Annotated in this window: 19 protein-coding genes; 7 read left to right on the plus strand and 12 right to left on the minus strand. The window is 50.7% G+C overall.

Translation table 11 applies throughout. The annotated features are described in order from the left end of the window. Positions 1–451: 451 nt before the first annotated feature. From U868_RS0111690 to sdhC, 4 genes are read right to left on the minus strand one after another with little or no spacing between them, the layout of a single operon-like run. A complete protein-coding gene (locus U868_RS0111690) occupies positions 452–1168 on the minus strand; it encodes a succinate dehydrogenase iron-sulfur subunit (protein WP_004235644.1) in 717 nt (238 codons plus the stop codon). Between the two features lie 34 nt (positions 1169–1202). Continuing rightward, positions 1203–2969: a succinate dehydrogenase flavoprotein subunit gene (sdhA, locus tag U868_RS0111695; RefSeq protein WP_025153455.1), complete on the minus strand. Its 1767-nt coding sequence runs from the start codon at positions 2967–2969 to the stop codon at positions 1203–1205. Beyond that, the gene (sdhD, locus tag U868_RS0111700; RefSeq protein ID WP_025153456.1) at positions 2970–3329 is read right to left on the minus strand and encodes a succinate dehydrogenase, hydrophobic membrane anchor protein; all 360 of its coding nucleotides are present in this window, start codon (positions 3327–3329) and stop codon (positions 2970–2972) included. Next, a complete protein-coding gene (gene sdhC, locus U868_RS0111705) occupies positions 3323–3712 on the minus strand; it encodes a succinate dehydrogenase cytochrome b556 subunit (RefSeq protein WP_025153457.1) in 390 nt (129 codons plus the stop codon). Before sdhC ends, sdhD begins: the two co-directional genes overlap by 7 nt. A gap of 588 nt (positions 3713–4300) precedes the next feature. Here sdhC and U868_RS0111710 point away from each other — a divergent pair. After that, positions 4301–5596 carry a citrate synthase gene (locus tag U868_RS0111710; RefSeq protein ID WP_025153458.1) on the plus strand — a complete coding sequence of 432 codons (1296 nt, stop codon included), beginning with the start codon at positions 4301–4303 and terminating at the stop codon, positions 5594–5596. A 69-nt stretch (positions 5597–5665) separates the two neighbouring features. Here the strand turns inward: U868_RS0111710 and U868_RS0111715 are convergent, their stop codons facing one another. Beyond that, positions 5666–6430 carry an AraC family transcriptional regulator gene (locus U868_RS0111715; protein ID WP_025153459.1) on the minus strand — a complete coding sequence of 255 codons (765 nt, stop codon included), beginning with the start codon at positions 6428–6430 and terminating at the stop codon, positions 5666–5668. Positions 6431–6533: 103 nt separating this feature from the next. Here U868_RS0111715 and U868_RS0111720 point away from each other — a divergent pair, with 103 nt between their 5' ends. Beyond that, complete coding sequence (locus tag U868_RS0111720) at positions 6534–7670, plus strand: multidrug effflux MFS transporter (RefSeq protein WP_025153460.1); 1137 nt, start codon at positions 6534–6536, stop codon at positions 7668–7670. Between the two features lie 48 nt (positions 7671–7718). Here U868_RS0111720 and U868_RS0111725 read toward each other — a convergent pair whose 3' ends face one another. Next, complete coding sequence (locus tag U868_RS0111725) at positions 7719–8462, minus strand: type 2 GTP cyclohydrolase I (protein ID WP_025153461.1); 744 nt, start codon at positions 8460–8462, stop codon at positions 7719–7721. Positions 8463–8589: 127 nt separating this feature from the next. Beyond that, positions 8590–8802 (minus strand): YbfA family protein, encoded by a 213-nt coding sequence (locus tag U868_RS0111730; protein WP_024474161.1) that lies wholly within the window; start codon positions 8800–8802, stop codon positions 8590–8592. A 275-nt stretch (positions 8803–9077) separates the two neighbouring features. On the opposite strand from U868_RS0111730, the gene U868_RS0111735 reads away from it, so the two are divergent. Continuing rightward, positions 9078–9506, plus strand: coding sequence for an EamA family transporter (locus tag U868_RS0111735; RefSeq protein ID WP_025153462.1), 429 nt, complete (start codon positions 9078–9080; stop codon positions 9504–9506). 59 nt (positions 9507–9565) lie between these two features. Here U868_RS0111735 and pgm read toward each other — a convergent pair whose 3' ends face one another. Continuing rightward, complete coding sequence (pgm, locus tag U868_RS0111740) at positions 9566–11206, minus strand: phosphoglucomutase (alpha-D-glucose-1,6-bisphosphate-dependent) (protein WP_025153463.1); 1641 nt, start codon at positions 11204–11206, stop codon at positions 9566–9568. A gap of 47 nt (positions 11207–11253) precedes the next feature. Then, positions 11254–11808, minus strand: a complete 555-nt coding sequence (seqA, locus tag U868_RS0111745; RefSeq protein ID WP_025153464.1) for a replication initiation negative regulator SeqA — start codon at positions 11806–11808, stop codon at positions 11254–11256. 258 nt (positions 11809–12066) lie between these two features. Between seqA and U868_RS0111750 the strand changes: the two genes are divergently transcribed. Beyond that, positions 12067–12849, plus strand: a complete 783-nt coding sequence (locus U868_RS0111750) for an alpha/beta fold hydrolase (RefSeq protein WP_025153465.1) — start codon at positions 12067–12069, stop codon at positions 12847–12849. 29 nt (positions 12850–12878) lie between these two features. Here the strand turns inward: U868_RS0111750 and U868_RS0111755 are convergent, their stop codons facing one another. Next, positions 12879–13133 carry a hypothetical protein gene (locus U868_RS0111755; RefSeq protein WP_025153466.1) on the minus strand — a complete coding sequence of 85 codons (255 nt, stop codon included), beginning with the start codon at positions 13131–13133 and terminating at the stop codon, positions 12879–12881. Positions 13134–13431: 298 nt separating this feature from the next. Here U868_RS0111755 and ybfE point away from each other — a divergent pair, with 298 nt between their 5' ends. From ybfE to fur, 3 genes are all read left to right on the plus strand, one after another. After that, positions 13432–13725: a LexA regulated protein gene (ybfE, locus tag U868_RS0111760; protein WP_004235627.1), complete on the plus strand. Its 294-nt coding sequence runs from the start codon at positions 13432–13434 to the stop codon at positions 13723–13725. Positions 13726–13871: 146 nt separating this feature from the next. After that, positions 13872–14402, plus strand: coding sequence for a flavodoxin FldA (fldA, locus tag U868_RS0111765; RefSeq protein WP_004235625.1), 531 nt, complete (start codon positions 13872–13874; stop codon positions 14400–14402). Positions 14403–14580: 178 nt separating this feature from the next. Then, positions 14581–15030: a ferric iron uptake transcriptional regulator gene (gene fur, locus U868_RS0111770; protein ID WP_004235623.1), complete on the plus strand. Its 450-nt coding sequence runs from the start codon at positions 14581–14583 to the stop codon at positions 15028–15030. 3 nt (positions 15031–15033) lie between these two features. Here fur and U868_RS25495 read toward each other — a convergent pair whose 3' ends face one another. Next, complete coding sequence (locus U868_RS25495) at positions 15034–15585, minus strand: hypothetical protein (protein WP_162817229.1); 552 nt, start codon at positions 15583–15585, stop codon at positions 15034–15036. Between the two features lie 266 nt (positions 15586–15851). Then, positions 15852–16346: a hypothetical protein gene (locus U868_RS0111790; RefSeq protein WP_025153468.1), complete on the minus strand. Its 495-nt coding sequence runs from the start codon at positions 16344–16346 to the stop codon at positions 15852–15854. Positions 16347–16358 lie beyond the last annotated feature (12 nt).

Below are 16358 nucleotides of genomic sequence, written 5' to 3' on the forward strand. Positions count from 1 at the left end.
AAGCTTAGAGCTTCATTCCCGTTGTCTTCCCGGCTGCGGTATACCGGCTGCGTGTCTGTCCGGAAAACAGAGTGACTCTGTTCTGCGGATTACCCCGTCTGCCGCTGCCCTGCAACCTGAATGAGGCCGGGTTTAGTTTTCGCCGTGATAACTAATACCGCGATACATTGCGGTGCGTAAAGGATTCCCGGGTGGTGCTTATGCATCTTATGTTCTGTGTATCCCTGAGGAACCTTTAGCAACGGAATAACCGTTGCTGAAGATCCCTGTGCTGTCTATAACCATACTTACATTTAAACCAAAAAACTCACATCTTAATCACAATTAACTACATTTATTGCCGCTTCTAACACTTACTGCGATAGATTATGCCTATTGTTACGGGTTAGTAAAAGATGCCTGCCGGGCAGGCATCTTATTATTATCAATCGTTTAAGCAGAATAAAGTCAATTATGCACTGCGTTTCAGTAACATTGATTTAATATGACCAATTGCTTTTGTCGGATTCAGCCCTTTCGGACAGACACTGACGCAGTTCATGATGCCGTGACAGCGGAATACGCTGAAAGCATCACTGATGTCGTCAAGACGGGATTCTGTCTCAGTATCACGGCTGTCCGTCAGGAAGCGGTACGCGGCTAATAAACCGGCCGGGCCGATAAATTTGTCCGGGTTCCACCAGAAGGACGGGCAGGATGTCGAGCAGCAGGCACACAGGATACATTCGTACAGACCATCGAGCTTTTCACGCTGCGCCGGTGACTGCAAATGCTCACGCGCCGGCGGGTTTTTGTTGTCGTTGATCAGATACGGGCGGATCTTTTCATACTGCGCATAGAACTGCCCCATATCCACTACCAGATCCCGCACCACCGGTAAGCCCGGCAGCGGACGGATCACCACTTTTTTACCGCCTTTCATCAGCGCCGACAACGGTGTGATACAGGCCAGACCGTTTTTGCCGTTCATATTGATGCCGTCAGAACCGCACACCCCTTCACGACAGGAGCGGCGGAATGACAGGCTCGGATCCTGCTCTTTCAGCAGAATCAGTGCATCCAGCACCATCATGTCCCGGCCTTCTTCCACATCCAGCTGATAATTCTGCATGTGTGGTGCGTTATCCACATCCGGGTTATAGCGATAAACTGAAAATTCAACTTTCATAGTATTCTCTCCGCAAATGCCTCATCACCACACATCAGTAAGTACGAATCTTCGGCGGGAAGGGGTCACGCAGCTTCGGCTGCATGTTCACCGCACGACGTGTCATGGTTTCAGATTGCGGCAGGTACAGGGAATGACACAGCCAGTTCGCATCATCACGATCCGGATAGTCAAAGCGGCTGTGCGCACCACGGCTTTCAGTACGGAAGTTGGCGGCCATTGCAGTGGAATACGCCGTTTCCATCAGGTTATCCAGCTCCAGACACTCAATGCGCTGGGTGTTGAATTCTGATGAGGTATCATCCAGACGCGCGTACTGCAGGCGCTCTTTAATGGCTTTCAGTTCTTCCAGTCCCTTGGCCATCGCATCCCCTTCGCGGAATACCGAGAAGTTGTGCTGCATGCAGGATTGCAGGGCCTTGCGGATAGCAACCGGATCCTCACCGCTGCGGGTGTTGTTCCAGCGGTTCAGACGCGCCAGCGCCGCATCAACATCCGATTCACCGGCATCACGCATTGCGCCCTGCTCCAGAATGGACTCTTTCAGATGCAGACCGGCTGAACGGCCGAAGACCACCAGGTCAAGCAGTGAGTTACCGCCGAGGCGGTTTGCGCCGTGAACAGAAACACAGGCAATTTCACCGACCGCGAACAGACCCGGCACCAGCACATCCTCACCCTGCTCATTCATGGTCACAACCTGACCGGTGACTTTGGTCGGGATGCCGCCCATCATATAGTGGCAGGTCGGGATAACCGGAATCGGCTCTTTGACCGGATCAACGTGGGCGAATGTCCGTGACAGTTCCAGAATACCCGGCAGACGGGATTCCAGCACCTCTTTGCCCAGATGGTCGAGTTTCAGTTTGGCATGCGGTCCCCACGGGCCGTCGCAACCACGGCCTTCTCGGATTTCGATCATAATGGAACGGGCAACCACGTCACGCCCGGCAAGATCTTTGGCGTTCGGTGCATAGCGCTCCATAAAGCGCTCACCGTCTTTATTGAGCAGATAACCGCCTTCACCACGGCAGCCTTCAGTAACCAGCACCCCGGCGCCGGCAATCCCGGTCGGATGGAACTGCCACATTTCCATATCCTGCAGCGGAATACCGGCACGGACTGCCATACCGACACCATCACCGGTGTTGATATGGGCGTTAGTGGTGGACTGATAGATACGCCCTGCACCACCGGTTGCCAGAATGGTGGCTTTGGCTTTGAAATAGACCACTTCACCGGTTTCGATACAGATAGCGGTGGTACCCATAATGGCGCCGTCCTGGTTTTTCACCAGATCGAGGGCATACCATTCGGAGAAAATCGTGGTGTGATTTTTCAGGTTCTGCTGATACAGCGTATGCAGCAGTGCGTGACCGGTACGGTCAGCCGCAGCGGCAGTACGGGCTGCCTGCTCGCCCCCGAAATCTTTGGACTGTCCGCCGAACGGACGCTGATAAATACTGCCGTCGTCCAGACGGGAGAAAGGTAACCCCATGTGCTCCAGTTCCAGCACCGCTTCCGGGCCGGTTTTACACATGTATTCGATAGCGTCCTGGTCACCGATGTAATCCGACCCTTTTACGGTGTCGTACATGTGCCATTCCCAGTTATCCGGGTGGGTATTCCCCAGCGCCACCGTGATACCGCCCTGGGCGGATACGGTATGAGAGCGGGTCGGGAACACTTTGGATAACAGGGCGCAGGACAGGCCGGACTGAGAAATCTGAAGTGCCGCGCGCATACCTGCGCCGCCTGCACCGATAACAACTGCATCAAACTCTCTGACAGGTAAGCTCATTTAGACACCCCACACAATGATTGAACCGTAAATGACATAAGCTGCCAGCACAATAATGATAATAAATTGCAGCAGCAGGCGCAGGCTCAGGCACTTGACGTAATCCGTCAGTACCTGCCATAACCCGACCCAGGCATGGGCGAGAACGGCGATCAGTGTCAGGGTGGTGAACACCTGAGTGAATGACGCGGTAAAGAAGCCGTACCAGACGTCATAAGTGATGTCGGAGGTAAAAGCCACAAAACCGATGAGGTAGAGTACATAAAGTGTAATCACAATGGCGCTGGCACGCAGAATTAACCAATCCTGTATCCCGTTACGGCCGAGCGTGGTCGCACTGATTTTTGAATTTTTCACCATACCAGAACCCCCGCCAACACGGCTAAAATCACAGTCAGAACCATGGAAATCTTCGCGGATGAAATGCCGGCAGCCAGCGTTTCATCAACAACTCCGAAATCCATTAACATGTGACGAATACCACCGCAGATGTGGTAAGCCAATGCAGTGAGGATGCCCCAGAGGATAAACTTCGCGAAGAAACCGCTCATGATATCAGCAGCCTGCGCAAACCCTTCCGGCGAGGACAGCGACAGCCCTAACAGCCACAGCAGAATCGCTACAGCAATAAAGGTAATGACGCCTGAGACACGGTGTAAAATTGAAGCGATTGCAGGGATCGGAAAGTGGATCGTCTGCAAGTCTAAATTGACAGGTCGTTGTTTTTTCACAATTTTGCCCACACAGCTCTTTATTATTTTTCCTTCCTCCGGACCCGGGCGGAAATCAGACAGCGCTGGGGTAATAAGAACAATCCTTAAGTAAAATCCACATCCGTATTGTTTTACAAAAGTAATGATTCAGTTACGCTGGGTGCTCCTGCTTCAGGGAATTCCGGAGACCTTGGGGCAGTATATGGACTTCACAATATGATTACAATTCCCATACAAAATGTTTGGTCAGATTTAGCCAGAACAGTGAATAAGATCACGGTTCACACAATAAAAACGCCCATTATTATTACTTGTGACATTTTGACAACATTTGGGTCACAAAGTATGGTTAAATACAAAAATTAAAACGACAATTACCGGCAAGAAAGACTTCCCGTAAGTGCAAACTTATGCAAAAGTGTAACTTGCAAAAAATGCACAATATCTTGCTGTACAACATAACTTTTATCGCAACACAAAGTTTCATTAACAATCTGATAACCCATCATGCGCCGTACCGGATAACGTAATACCAGGTACGGTATCCATTCAGGTAACGCATCAGTGGTTATCACAAAAGATTGCAAAACAAATAATAAATGCGCTAAGGAGACCTACATGTCTAATACAAAGGCGGAGCTGACACTAAACGGCGTCAGGGTTACTGATCTGGATATCCTGAGCCCGACTCTCGGCCAGCCCGTGGTTGATGTCCGGACGCTCGGCGGGAAAGGCTACTATACCTTTGACCCCGGCTTCACCTCCACTGCGTCCTGTGAATCAAAAATCACGTATATCGACGGTGATCAAGGTATCCTGTTACATCGCGGCTTCCCGATTGAAGAGCTGGCGATGAAATCTGATTATCTGGAAGTGTGCTATATCCTGCTGTACGGCGAAGCACCTGACCAGAAAGAGTATGACGAATTTAAAGAAACCGTTAAACGCCACACCATGATTCACGAGCAGATCACCCGCTTATTCAACGGGTTCCGCCGTGACTCTCACCCAATGGCCGTGCTCTGCGGCGTCACCGGCGCGCTGGCGGCGTTCTACCATGACTCGCTGGATGTGAATAATCCGCGCCACCGCGAAATTGCGGCCTACCGTCTGCTCTCCAAAATGCCGACTGTCGCGGCAATGTGTTACAAATATTCTGTCGGGCAGCCGTTTGTCTATCCGAAGAACAATCTTTCCTACGCCGCTAACTTCCTGCGTATGATGTTTGCCACCCCGTGTGAAGAGTATGTGGTCAATCCGGTGCTGGAACGTGCCATGGACAGAATCCTGATTCTGCACGCAGACCACGAACAAAACGCCTCTACTTCCACTGTCCGGACCGCCGGTTCTTCCGGTGCCAACCCGTTCGCCTGTATCGCAGCCGGTATTGCCTCCCTGTGGGGACCTGCTCACGGCGGCGCGAACGAAGCCTGCCTGCGTATGCTGGAAGAGATCCAGACCGTCGATCACATCCCGGCCTTTATTGAGCGCGCGAAAGATAAAAACGACTCTTTCCGCCTGATGGGCTTTGGCCACCGCGTGTACAAAAACCATGACCCGCGCGCCAAAGTGATGCGTGAAACCTGTCACGAAGTGCTCAACGAACTGGGACTGAATGACAGCCTGCTGGAAGTGGCGATGGAGCTGGAGCGTATCGCGCTGAACGACCCGTACTTTATCGAGAAGAAACTCTACCCGAACGTGGATTTCTATTCCGGTATTATCCTGAAAGCACTGGGTATTCCGTCAAATATGTTTACGGTGATCTTTGCTATCGGCCGCACCATCGGCTGGATCGCCCACTGGAGCGAAATGCACGACGACGGCCTCAAAATTGCCCGTCCGCGTCAGCTTTATACCGGTTACACTGAGCGTCCGTTTGAAACCAAAGTCACCAAACGCTGTTCATCGTAACAATACCGTATCAATCCTTATAAAACCCTCTGCGGAGGGTTTTTTTATGCATTTTTAACTCCCGGTTATTCATTTACCCATATATTCACCGGGTGTTTTTCCGGTCATCTTACGGAAGAAAGAGACGAACGCGCTGTCACTGGCAAATCCGAGCGCCTGTGCAATATCGCTGCTGCGGTATTTTTTCGCCAAAAGTTCAACAGATTTTATTAATCGCCACTGCTGCCGCCACTGCTGATAACTCATACCGGTTTCCCGCCGGAAAATCCGGGTGATCGTCTTTTCCCCAGCACCGCAGCGGGACGCCAGTTCGTTAAGCGGCGGCGGCAGCATCCGCGTATCCAGGGTTTTCAGCCGCCGGTCAGACGGCAGCGGTAACTGCATATCTTCCCGCCCGGCCAGCGCCAGCTCATCCAGAAACACCGGCAGCAGATGCTGTAAGCGGGGTTGTGTCCAGTCACTGTCAAACGGCAGTCCGGCAAAGAGAAACAGGATCTCACGCAGCAGCGGCGATACGCCGAAAATTTCACAGGTCGGCGGCAGACAGGCGCTGAGTTGTGCATCCGGATACAGTGAGCGGTAGCCGACAGCCTCAAACATCTGCGCGCGGTGCAGCATCTGCGGCGGGATCCACGCCACCCGCGTCGGCGGAAGAACAGAGAGAGTGTCCGTCAGGGTGATCTGAATCGCCCCGCGTTCGGTAAACAATAACTGCCCGCGCTGATGGCGGTGAAAACCGGAATCATGCTGTGCCGCCATCTCTGCGGCAATGCCAATCAGTGGTGCGGAATAGCTGTCCGCATCAAATGCATCACTTTGCTTCAGCCACGCCATATTGTCCCTTTTGATAAAAAGAATGTCCTTATTATTATAATAAGACATCCCGCCTTTTGCTAATCTGCATCCCGTTCATTTCAGTTACAAAAAGGGGGACAAAATGACAATACAAAAACCCGCATTAACACTTGCCGTTGCCCTGATGATGTTCCCGCAGATAGCGGAAACCATCTACAGCCCGGCGCTGACGGATATCGCACAGGGATTCGGCGTCAGTGCGGCTCAGGCAGGACAGACACTCTCCCTGTACTTTTTCGCCTTCGCACTCGGCGTGGTCACCTGGGGACGTTTATGTGATATCGCCGGGCGCAGACGCACCATGCTGAGCGGCCTGATACTTTACGCTGCCGCCTCCTGTGGCGCGGTTATCACAGAGGATTTCAGTGTGCTGCTGATCCTGCGGATGCTGTCTGCCTTCGGGGCTGCGGTCGGCTCAGTCGGCACGCAAACCATCATGCGCGACTGTTACCGTGGTGATGAGCTGGCGAAAGTGTTCTCTGTCATGGGGATAGCACTGGCTGTCAGTCCGGCACTGGGGATGTTCAGCGGCGCGGCACTGACCGGTTTTGCCGGTTATCAGGGCGTATTTACCGGGCTTGCGGTACTGGCGGTGATGCTGCTGGCATGGACAGCACTCCGGTTACCGGAAACACGTCCGGCACATATTACGTCTGTTTCACTGCCGGAAACAGCCGGTCGTATGCTGTGTGACCGCTTTATTCTGCGCAATGTGTTGCTGATTGCCTTTCTGAATATCAGCCTGTTCAGCTACTACCAGCTGGCACCGTTTTATTTCAGCTGGCTGGGCTTTACACAACAGGAATTCGGTTACAGCGGATTACTGCTCGCGACTGGTGTGGCCGCAGGCTCTGTGATCAACCGTGCCCTGCTTAAACGCGGATGGCACAACCATTCACTGATCCGCCTTGCTGCCATCATCGGTATGGTCAGTGCTGCTGCGGTCTGGCTGTCATCAGGATCGATTTTGTTTGTGCTGCCGGTGACAGGTATCGTGATTTGTTACGGGCTCGCCATTCCGAATATTCTGGCCGGTGTGTTACAGGATTACCGTGACCGCCTCGGCACTGCCGGTGCGCTGCTCGGTCTGATGTATTACCTGCTGATTGGCGGCGGACTGGCACTGGCCGGGCTGAGCCAGAATCTCGGTATGTCACTGTGTGTCTGTGCTGCGGGGACACTGCTCTGCGCACCGCGCAAGGCTGTACAAATTACATAAGCAACGCAGTAAAAAGCCGGTCTTCTGACCGGCTTTTTATGTTACTGGTTATGCAGGATTCGGGATATCCACAAAAATGACATCCAGCCCGTGAGTTTTCTGCAACCATTCACCCAGAGCACGGATCCCGCCGCGCTCGGTGGCATGGTGACCGGCAGCAAAGAAGTGCATCCCGCATTCACGGGCGATATGAATTGTCTGCTCTGACACCTCGCCGGTAACAAAACCGTCAAGCCCCGCATCTGCGGCTGCCTGAATAAAACCCTGACCACCGCCGGTACACCAGCCCAGTTTTTTAATCTGAACAGGCGCATTATCCCCGCAATGCAGAATTTCACGATCCAGCCCCTGCTGTAAACGCTGCGCCAGTTCCTCACCGCTGACCGGCTGCGCGAACTCGCCGCACGGAAGCAGCGGGTCAATCTGTCCGGTGACCGTGACCCCCATCAGTTGTGCCAGTTTCGCGTTATTACCCAGCTCCGGATGCGCATCCAGCGGCAGGTGATAACCGTATAAATTCATATCGTTACACAGCAGTGTTTTGATCCGGCGCTGCTTCATACCCCGGATACTGACCGGCTCGTTTTTCCAGAAATAGCCGTGATGTACCAGCACTGCGTCGGCATTCAGTCTCACCGCTTCATCCAGCAGAGCCTGACAGGCGGTCACGCCGGTCACCACGCGCTGAACCTGTTTACGCCCTTCAACCTGCAGACCGTTCGGGGCATAATCCTGAAATTCCTGTACTGCCAGTTTTTCGTTAATAATCTGTTCTAATTCAATATGATTCATACATTTTTCCTGTCCGTACGGATAGATTTACCATACCTTCCCTGCCCGCCAATAGCAATTTGCAGACATAAAAAAACGCCCGGCAATAACATCGCCGGGCGTCTCTTTTGCTTTCCGGATACCGGTATCAGTGCTGCTGAGTGCTGCTTACCGCATTTTCTGAACGTGCCAGCCAGACCGGTTTATCACTTGTCTTGGACCACACACGGTACAGATAGCTCCAGAAGCGGGCGCGATCCCGGTAAAACAGCATAAACGGGAACGCCAGGATACCTAAAGATACTGCACCGGTACGGCGCAAGAGAACCTTATGCAACGGATATGCCTGAAATGTTGACATTGAGACCCTCCTTAATAACGGATTATCGCAAAATGGCAATAATCACCGAATGTATTTCGTTTTCATATTAACCCGGCTGGTAAAACTTTACCACTCATCTGACCACTTACCTCCTGTCTGATACGCACAAAATGCCCCTTTTAGGTAATTTAATTACATAATTGTTATTTTTTATCATTTCATTAACATGTTTATATTTCCCAAATTAAGCTACCACAGTAATGAAATTACTTTATGATATTCATACCGCTAATTGATAATGGGAATTATTTATTATGAGTGCCTGGCTGATCTATGCCCTGCTGTCTGCCATCAGTGCCGCCATGGTTGCGGTCTTCGGGAAAATGGGGTTGCAGCATCTGGATGCCAATACCGCAACCGCGATCCGTGCCGTGATTATGGCACTATTTCTGGTCGGCGTGGTGGTGGTTCAGGGAAAACTTAATCTTATCAGTGAGATAATCGAAAACCGTAAAGCCCTGTTCTTTATCGCTCTGAGCGGGATTGCCGGAGCACTTTCCTGGCTGTTCTATTTTATGGCAATAAAAAATGGTCAGGTTTCACAGGTTGCCCCGATTGATAAACTGAGTGTGGTTTTTGCTGTGATTTTTGCCGTGATCCTGTTCGGTGAAAAAATTTCTATGATTGCGGCCGGTGGCGTTGCGCTGATCACTGTTGGTGCACTGATGGTTGCGCTGGGGTAAACAGGCAAAAAAAACGCGGAGGGGAAGATCCGCTCCGCGCTGCTTTTTCCGTGAATACGTCAGTCCGCAATCACCTGGTTGACTATTTCAATCGCTTCTTTTTCTATCTGTGCCAGATGTTCCGGACCCCGGAAACTTTCACAGTAGATTTTATAGGCATCTTCCGTACCGGAAGGACGAGCGGCAAACCACCCCTGCTCACTCATGATTTTCAGACCGCCGATCGACGCGCCGTTACCCGGCGCGGCTGTCAGGCGGGCGGTGATCGGATCACCGGCCAGGGTATCAGCGGTCACCATTTCCGGAGACAGTTTTGACAGCCGGGATTTCTCCGCATGACTGGCCGCAGCCTGGATCCGGCTGTAGCACGGTGAACCGAATTTTTCCGCCAGATCATCATAATGCTGCTGCGGATTTTTGCCGGTCACAGCGGTCAGCTCCGCAGCCAGCAGGCAGAGAATAATACCGTCTTTATCGGTTGACCACGGTGTACCGTCAAAGCGCAGGAAAGAAGCCCCCGCGCTCTCTTCACCGCCGAAGCCCAGCGTGCCGTTATACAGCCCGTCCACAAACCACTTGAACCCGACCGGCACTTCCACCAGATCACGCCGTAAATCTGCGACCACGCGGTCAATCATTGCGCTGGATACCAGGGTTTTGCCGACACCGACAGAAGCCGGCCAGTCCGGACGGTGCTGAAATAAATAGTTAATCGCCACTGCCAGGTAATGGTTCGGATTCATCAGCCCTTTCGGCGTCACAATCCCGTGGCGGTCGTAATCAGGGTCATTGGCGAAAGCCAGTGAAAAGCGGTCACGCATGCTGAGCAGCCCCGCCATCGCCCATTTTGAGGAGCAATCCATACGGATAACCCCGTCGTGATCCAGCGGCATAAAACGGAATGTCTGATCCACCTGTTCATTGACCAGCTCAATATCCAGATCATAAAAATCACGGATGCGTTTCCAGTACTCAATTCCGGCACCACCCAGCGGATCCACACCGATTTTGAGTTTCGCGTTACGGATAGCATCCATGTTGATAACGTCACTGAGCGAACTGACATACGGCTCAATCAGATTCACCGCATTAACCAGCGGACTGCGCAGCGCCTCACACACCGGCACCTGTTTCACCTGCGCCATATTACCGGCCAGCAGCACATTGGCGCGCTTTTCGATCACAGAGGTGAGGTCAGTATCTGCCGGGCCGCCGGTCGGCGGGTTATATTTGATGCCGCCATCTTCCGGCGGGTTATGTGATGGCGTGATAACAATGCCGTCCGCTTTATCAGTATGGTCGCGGTTGTAAGTCAGAATGGCATGGGACACCGCCGGTGTCGGAGTGAAGCCATTGTTTTCCTGAATAATAACGCGAACACCATTTGCTGCCAGTACGGATAACACCGTCTGGAACGCCGCTTCCGAAAGAGCGTGGGTATCTTTGCCCACATAGCACGGCCCGGTAATGCCCTGCTGCTGACGGATTTCTGCGATTGCCTGAGTGACCGCCAGAATATGTGCTTCATTGAAACTGCCGCGCGCCGCACTGCCGCGATGGCCGGAAGTCCCGAATTTGACCTGCTGTGCCGGATCCGCCGCATCAGGTGCAAGGGTATAATACTGAGAGGTTAGCTGCGCCACATTGATTAAATCGGATTGTTGCGCAGGCTGGCCAGCCCGCGGGTGCGTATGAGCCACTGTGTCATTCTCCCCTGATTACGCCGTCACCGGCAGATAAATACCCCTTACAGGGTATTGCAGACTTTCTCGACAGTGTTTGCCGGGAAGCCCATTCCCTGCATAATCTGTTCTACCATGCTCTGCTTGCGCTGAGTATTGGTGTTGGTGATAACCCAGAACGGCGTGCCCGGAATGTGGCGCGGCTTGCTGGTCTTACCGCTGGCCAGCAGCGTGTGCTCATCACCGGCAAAATAGACGCGGGTGCGGCCATGGAGCTCATCAGTGCTTTTGCTGAACCCTTGCGGATCAATATTATACAGTGCGGATAACACCAGCATAAAACGGTCGATGGTTTTCTTTTTCTCTGCATAACTGTCAGATAACAGCAGTTCGCGCATGACCCTGACCGGATCCTGAGAAACGGTTTTTACCGGGCGCGGGGTAACCGGCGGGGTTTTATTCTCAGCGCGGTCAGTTGCAGCAGGTGCGCAGGTGGTATCCGGCGTCTGCGGCCCTAAATTCAGCATACGGCGTAAAATTACCGATGCGCTTTCACCAATGTGCTGTGTGTGGCTGGCAATATAACTGTAAAGTTCTTCATCTACATCGATTGTTTTCATTTCTACCCGGTTCTTTTATTCGTTAACGCGAAACACGTTATTATAAGATAGAAAATCGCAAAACAAAACAAGTAAAATTTCAATAACTTAAACTAAAAATCACTGCGGTTTTCCCCATCCGGCATTTAAAAAACAAATCAGTAAGTTATCGTTTCCGGACACACAATCAGTCACAGAAACATTTACTTAACACGTTGGTTTCCGGGGGCTGCCGTGTCATCATAGCCACCTGTTTTGCTCTGCGGATCGGTTGTTAATATGAAATTACCTGCATTACTTCATCATGAAATATTCACGCCTGAAACATCACATCACACCACACCCATTGTTCTGATCCACGGTTTGTTCGGGGATCTGCATAATCTCGGGGTGCTCGGCCGTGAACTGCGGAAAACGCATACCGTGGTACAGATTGATGTCCGTAATCACGGCGATTCACCACGCGCACAAACCATGACGTACCGGGAAATGGCGCAGGATGTGCTCGACCTTATCCGCACCCTGCATTTCGGGAAAGTCATTGTGATTGGTCACTCGATGGGCGGAAAAATTGCCATGGCGCTGGCTGCACTGGCCCCGGATGTGACTGAAAAACTGGTTGTTATTGATATGGCGCCGGTCGCTTACGGTGTGCGCCGTCATGATGAGATTATCGCGGCACTGGAAGACGTTACCGCCGCCGGTGTCTCTACCCGCACGGAAGCCACCACAATCATGGCTCAGCGTATCCGTGAGGACGGTGTCATTCCGTTTCTGCTGAAATCCTTTAAGCAGGGAGAATGGAAATTCAACCTGCCGGTTATCAAAGCACAGTATGAATCCATCATCGGCTGGGAAACCCTGCCGCCACAACAGGTTCCGCTGCTGCTTATCCCGGGAGGGAATTCGTCGTATGTGAAACCGGAATACCGCGACACAATTATGGCGCAGTTCCCGCAGGCAACCGCGCATGTGATTGCCGGATGCGGCCACTGGGTACACGCCGAAAAGCCGGAGGCCGTTTTACGCGCCATCAGCCGTTTCCTCCCGGATAAAGCCTGACAGCAGTGCCGCCGTCACGGTGGCATTATTTACTGACGAAAGCTCAGTATCCGGCTGTCATTGTCACTCTCCTGCCACCAGGCGACGACCGCACGAACCTGGTGTCTGACATCCTGTCCCGGCAGATCAAAACAGATATCCAGCAGGCAGCAACCGGATAAAATCAGACACAGATACTGAAGCGGACGAATCAGCACCACCAGCATCTGCTTTACTTTGCGGCCGTACTGACACTTTTTGTGCGACATCTGCGATAACACCGCCGGTTTTGAGATACGATCCATGTGCGTGTCCTCTGTTACACCCTTGCTGAAAATACATACTACGGAATACCTTCCCTCAAAAACACTCTGTTATCCTGAGGTGAAACCTCTATTTTTTCTAATATATTCATAATGATAATTGCAGTCACAAATGCATTAATTCAACCTATAACCCGCAGTAACACTGCCGCCATGCGGTGCGATGTTAATCAATCGTCACAAAATCCGCAGCAACAGGCCGCGAAGCGGTGGCGGTAAGCGGGATGGCGGTGTATCATTGCGCGTTTATCATTGTAATCCGCCTTTTCGTAGTAAAATTATGGCCAAAGAACAAACGGATCGTACCACGCTGGATTTGTTCGCTGACGAACGCCGGCCCGGACGCCCGAAAACAAACCCGCTCTCCCGTGATGAGCAGTTGCGGATTAACAAACGCAATCAGCTGCGGCGTGACAAAGTTAACGGATTACGCCGCGTTGAGCTCAAACTGAATGCGGATATTGTCGATGCCCTGAATCAGCTGGCATACGAAGAAAACGTGAACCGGGGCGAACTTATCGAGCAAATTCTGCTTGATTACCTTCAGCGTTCAGATTTATGCACCAAATTGTGAGACGACACACCACACAAATTTGACAGACTTCAAATACTGTTTTCGTCAGAATAGTATTTATTAAGATGAAATAGTTATAATTTCTGCTTGTTGTCGCTGCGGCGTCCTTTTGCAGGCACAGAGATTTTCGGTTGAGAGGCTTATTTATGGCAATCGCAGGTATATTTTTCGGTAGTGACACCGGTAACACAGAAAATATCGCTAAAATGATTCAGAAATTACTCGGCGATGACGTGGCTGAGGTCCGGGATGTTGCCAAGTGCAGCAAAGAGGACATCGAAGGATTTGATTTCTTACTGCTGGGTATCCCGACCTGGTATTACGGCGAAGCACAGTGTGACTGGGATGATTTCTTCCCGACACTGGAAGAAATTGATTTTAACGGTAAAATTGTGGCTATCTTCGGTTGCGGTGACCAGGAGGATTACGCGGAGTATTTCTGTGACGCCATGGGCACCATCCGTGACATCATTGAACCGCGCGGCGCAACCATTGTGGGTCACTGGCCGACGGAAGGCTATCACTTTGAAGAGTCAAAAGGCCTGGCGGATGACAGTCACTTTATTGGTCTGGCCATTGATGAAGATCGCCAGCCGGAGCTGACTAACGAGCGCGTGGCAAAATGGGTTGAGCAGATCCGCGAAGAAATGAGTCTCGATGAGATTCTGGCAATTTAAGGTTTTCCCTTAAATTGCGAATGATAATTCTGCTTATTTATGTAATGATATTATTATCCGGTCCGGTATCGGTCAGGCGTATCGCACCTGACACTTTTTGATAGCCGGGCATTGTGTTCAGCCGTTGAGCGTTTTCCTGAGCGTACGCTCACCAGCGACAATATAGGACTAAATCCGCATGACCGATAACAATAAAGCATTGAAAAATGCAGGACTGAAAGTCACACTTCCCCGCCTGAAGATTCTGGAAGTGTTGCAGGATCCGGAGTGCCACCATGTCAGTGCGGAAGATCTCTACAAAAAGCTGATCGATATCGGTGAAGAGATTGGACTCGCCACTGTCTACCGCGTTCTGAACCAGTTTGATGACGCCGGTATTGTCACCCGTCATAACTTTGAAGGCGGTAAATCCGTTTTTGAACTGACACAGCAGCACCACCACGATCACCTGATCTGCCTGGATTGCGGTAAAGTCATTGAGTTCAGTGATGAATCCATTGAATCACGTCAGAAAAATATCGCGGAACGCCACGGTATCAAACTCACCAACCACAGCCTGTACCTGTACGGCCATTGTGCAGATGGTGACTGCCGTTCTGATGAAGGTATCCACGACGAGAAAAAATAATTCTCACCGGTGACCGTTTAATAAAAAAGGCGCTATTGCGCCTTTTTTATTGTACACAGAAAACCCCCGGCCAGGCCGGGCAGATTTATCGTCATCTCTTGTTATTTGATAGATCCATTTTTCGACATACTGATAAATATCAAACGCAAAATCACCCTGACCATCATTTTGGTTTAAACCAATCAGTTTTAGTGCTCCGAGCAGAGCCGGATTTTGCTTCAGAAACTCGTTTTCCTTACTGAGTACTGAATCAGCCGTTCTGTCAGGCTCAGATCCGACAGCAAAATGATGAAGCTCAGAGACAATATCATTCCCGGCGTACTTCATCGACAAAAGCAGATGGCATACATCGCCGGGATTAACAGCACTGTGGTTTTCCGGGACGATGTCCTGAGTCGTATCGTGACACCTGATTTCACTATCCCCTATTTTAAAACAGGAACCATTATTGTTATCGAATTGCCGGGTTAATGAATCCTGCCATGCAGGTGCTGCGTACTGCTTCAGTTCAGCAAATAAGGGCAATTGTTGTGCCGGTCCGCATGAACCAGACAAAAAAGGAACCAGTCTGAGATTTTTCCACGCAGACTGGTCACATCTTTATTATGATTAGCGGTTATAAAGCGGAAATATCATTTTCGTTTATTACGCAATGATACCGGAACCCGCCGGTAAGATGGATATCCATAGTGACCACCATTGAATGTAATGGATTGGAATTTGTATGAAACCGGGAAAAAGCTAACAGATAGCCGGTAACAGGGCACCACCACTTTGCGTCAGAGGAAATCGTCCGGAATATACGTTAATCATGAAAAATATTACAACTTCCATTTTTTTCTCACTCTGTGAAGTTCATTTTTCACTTTATCTGCACTTCTTCCTGCTTCATTAGTGACTCTTTCGGTAACTCTCTGTGCTTCTTTATCAACCTTTTTAGCACTTCTGCTCACTTCAGCTGCGATGCGCCCATGCGTATTTTTACATTCACCTGAATTTAACATGCCCTCCATTTCACGTGTCAGGTTACTAAGCTGGCTTAAATTATCCTTATTATCCTCACGCATTGCGATATTATCCTTTATCGAATTTACCACACTTAGTGTGGTCGACAATTTGTCATTGATTGCCGGGATATCACTCATTTTTGTTTCATTCTTCTCAATGAATGTTTTGAAGTATGTGATTTCATGATCTATTTCTCTGGGTTCTATTTCATTTAATTTTTTCTTCAGAAGATTAATTTTCCCTAAAATTTCCTGGCGTGAAACCGGGATAGCGTCTACAGAAATAAAGTTTGAAACAGGTGATAACATAAATAGACTCCA

This window comes from Morganella morganii H1r (genome assembly GCF_000633515.1).
Taxonomy (GTDB): domain Bacteria; phylum Pseudomonadota; class Gammaproteobacteria; order Enterobacterales; family Enterobacteriaceae; genus Morganella; species Morganella morganii_B.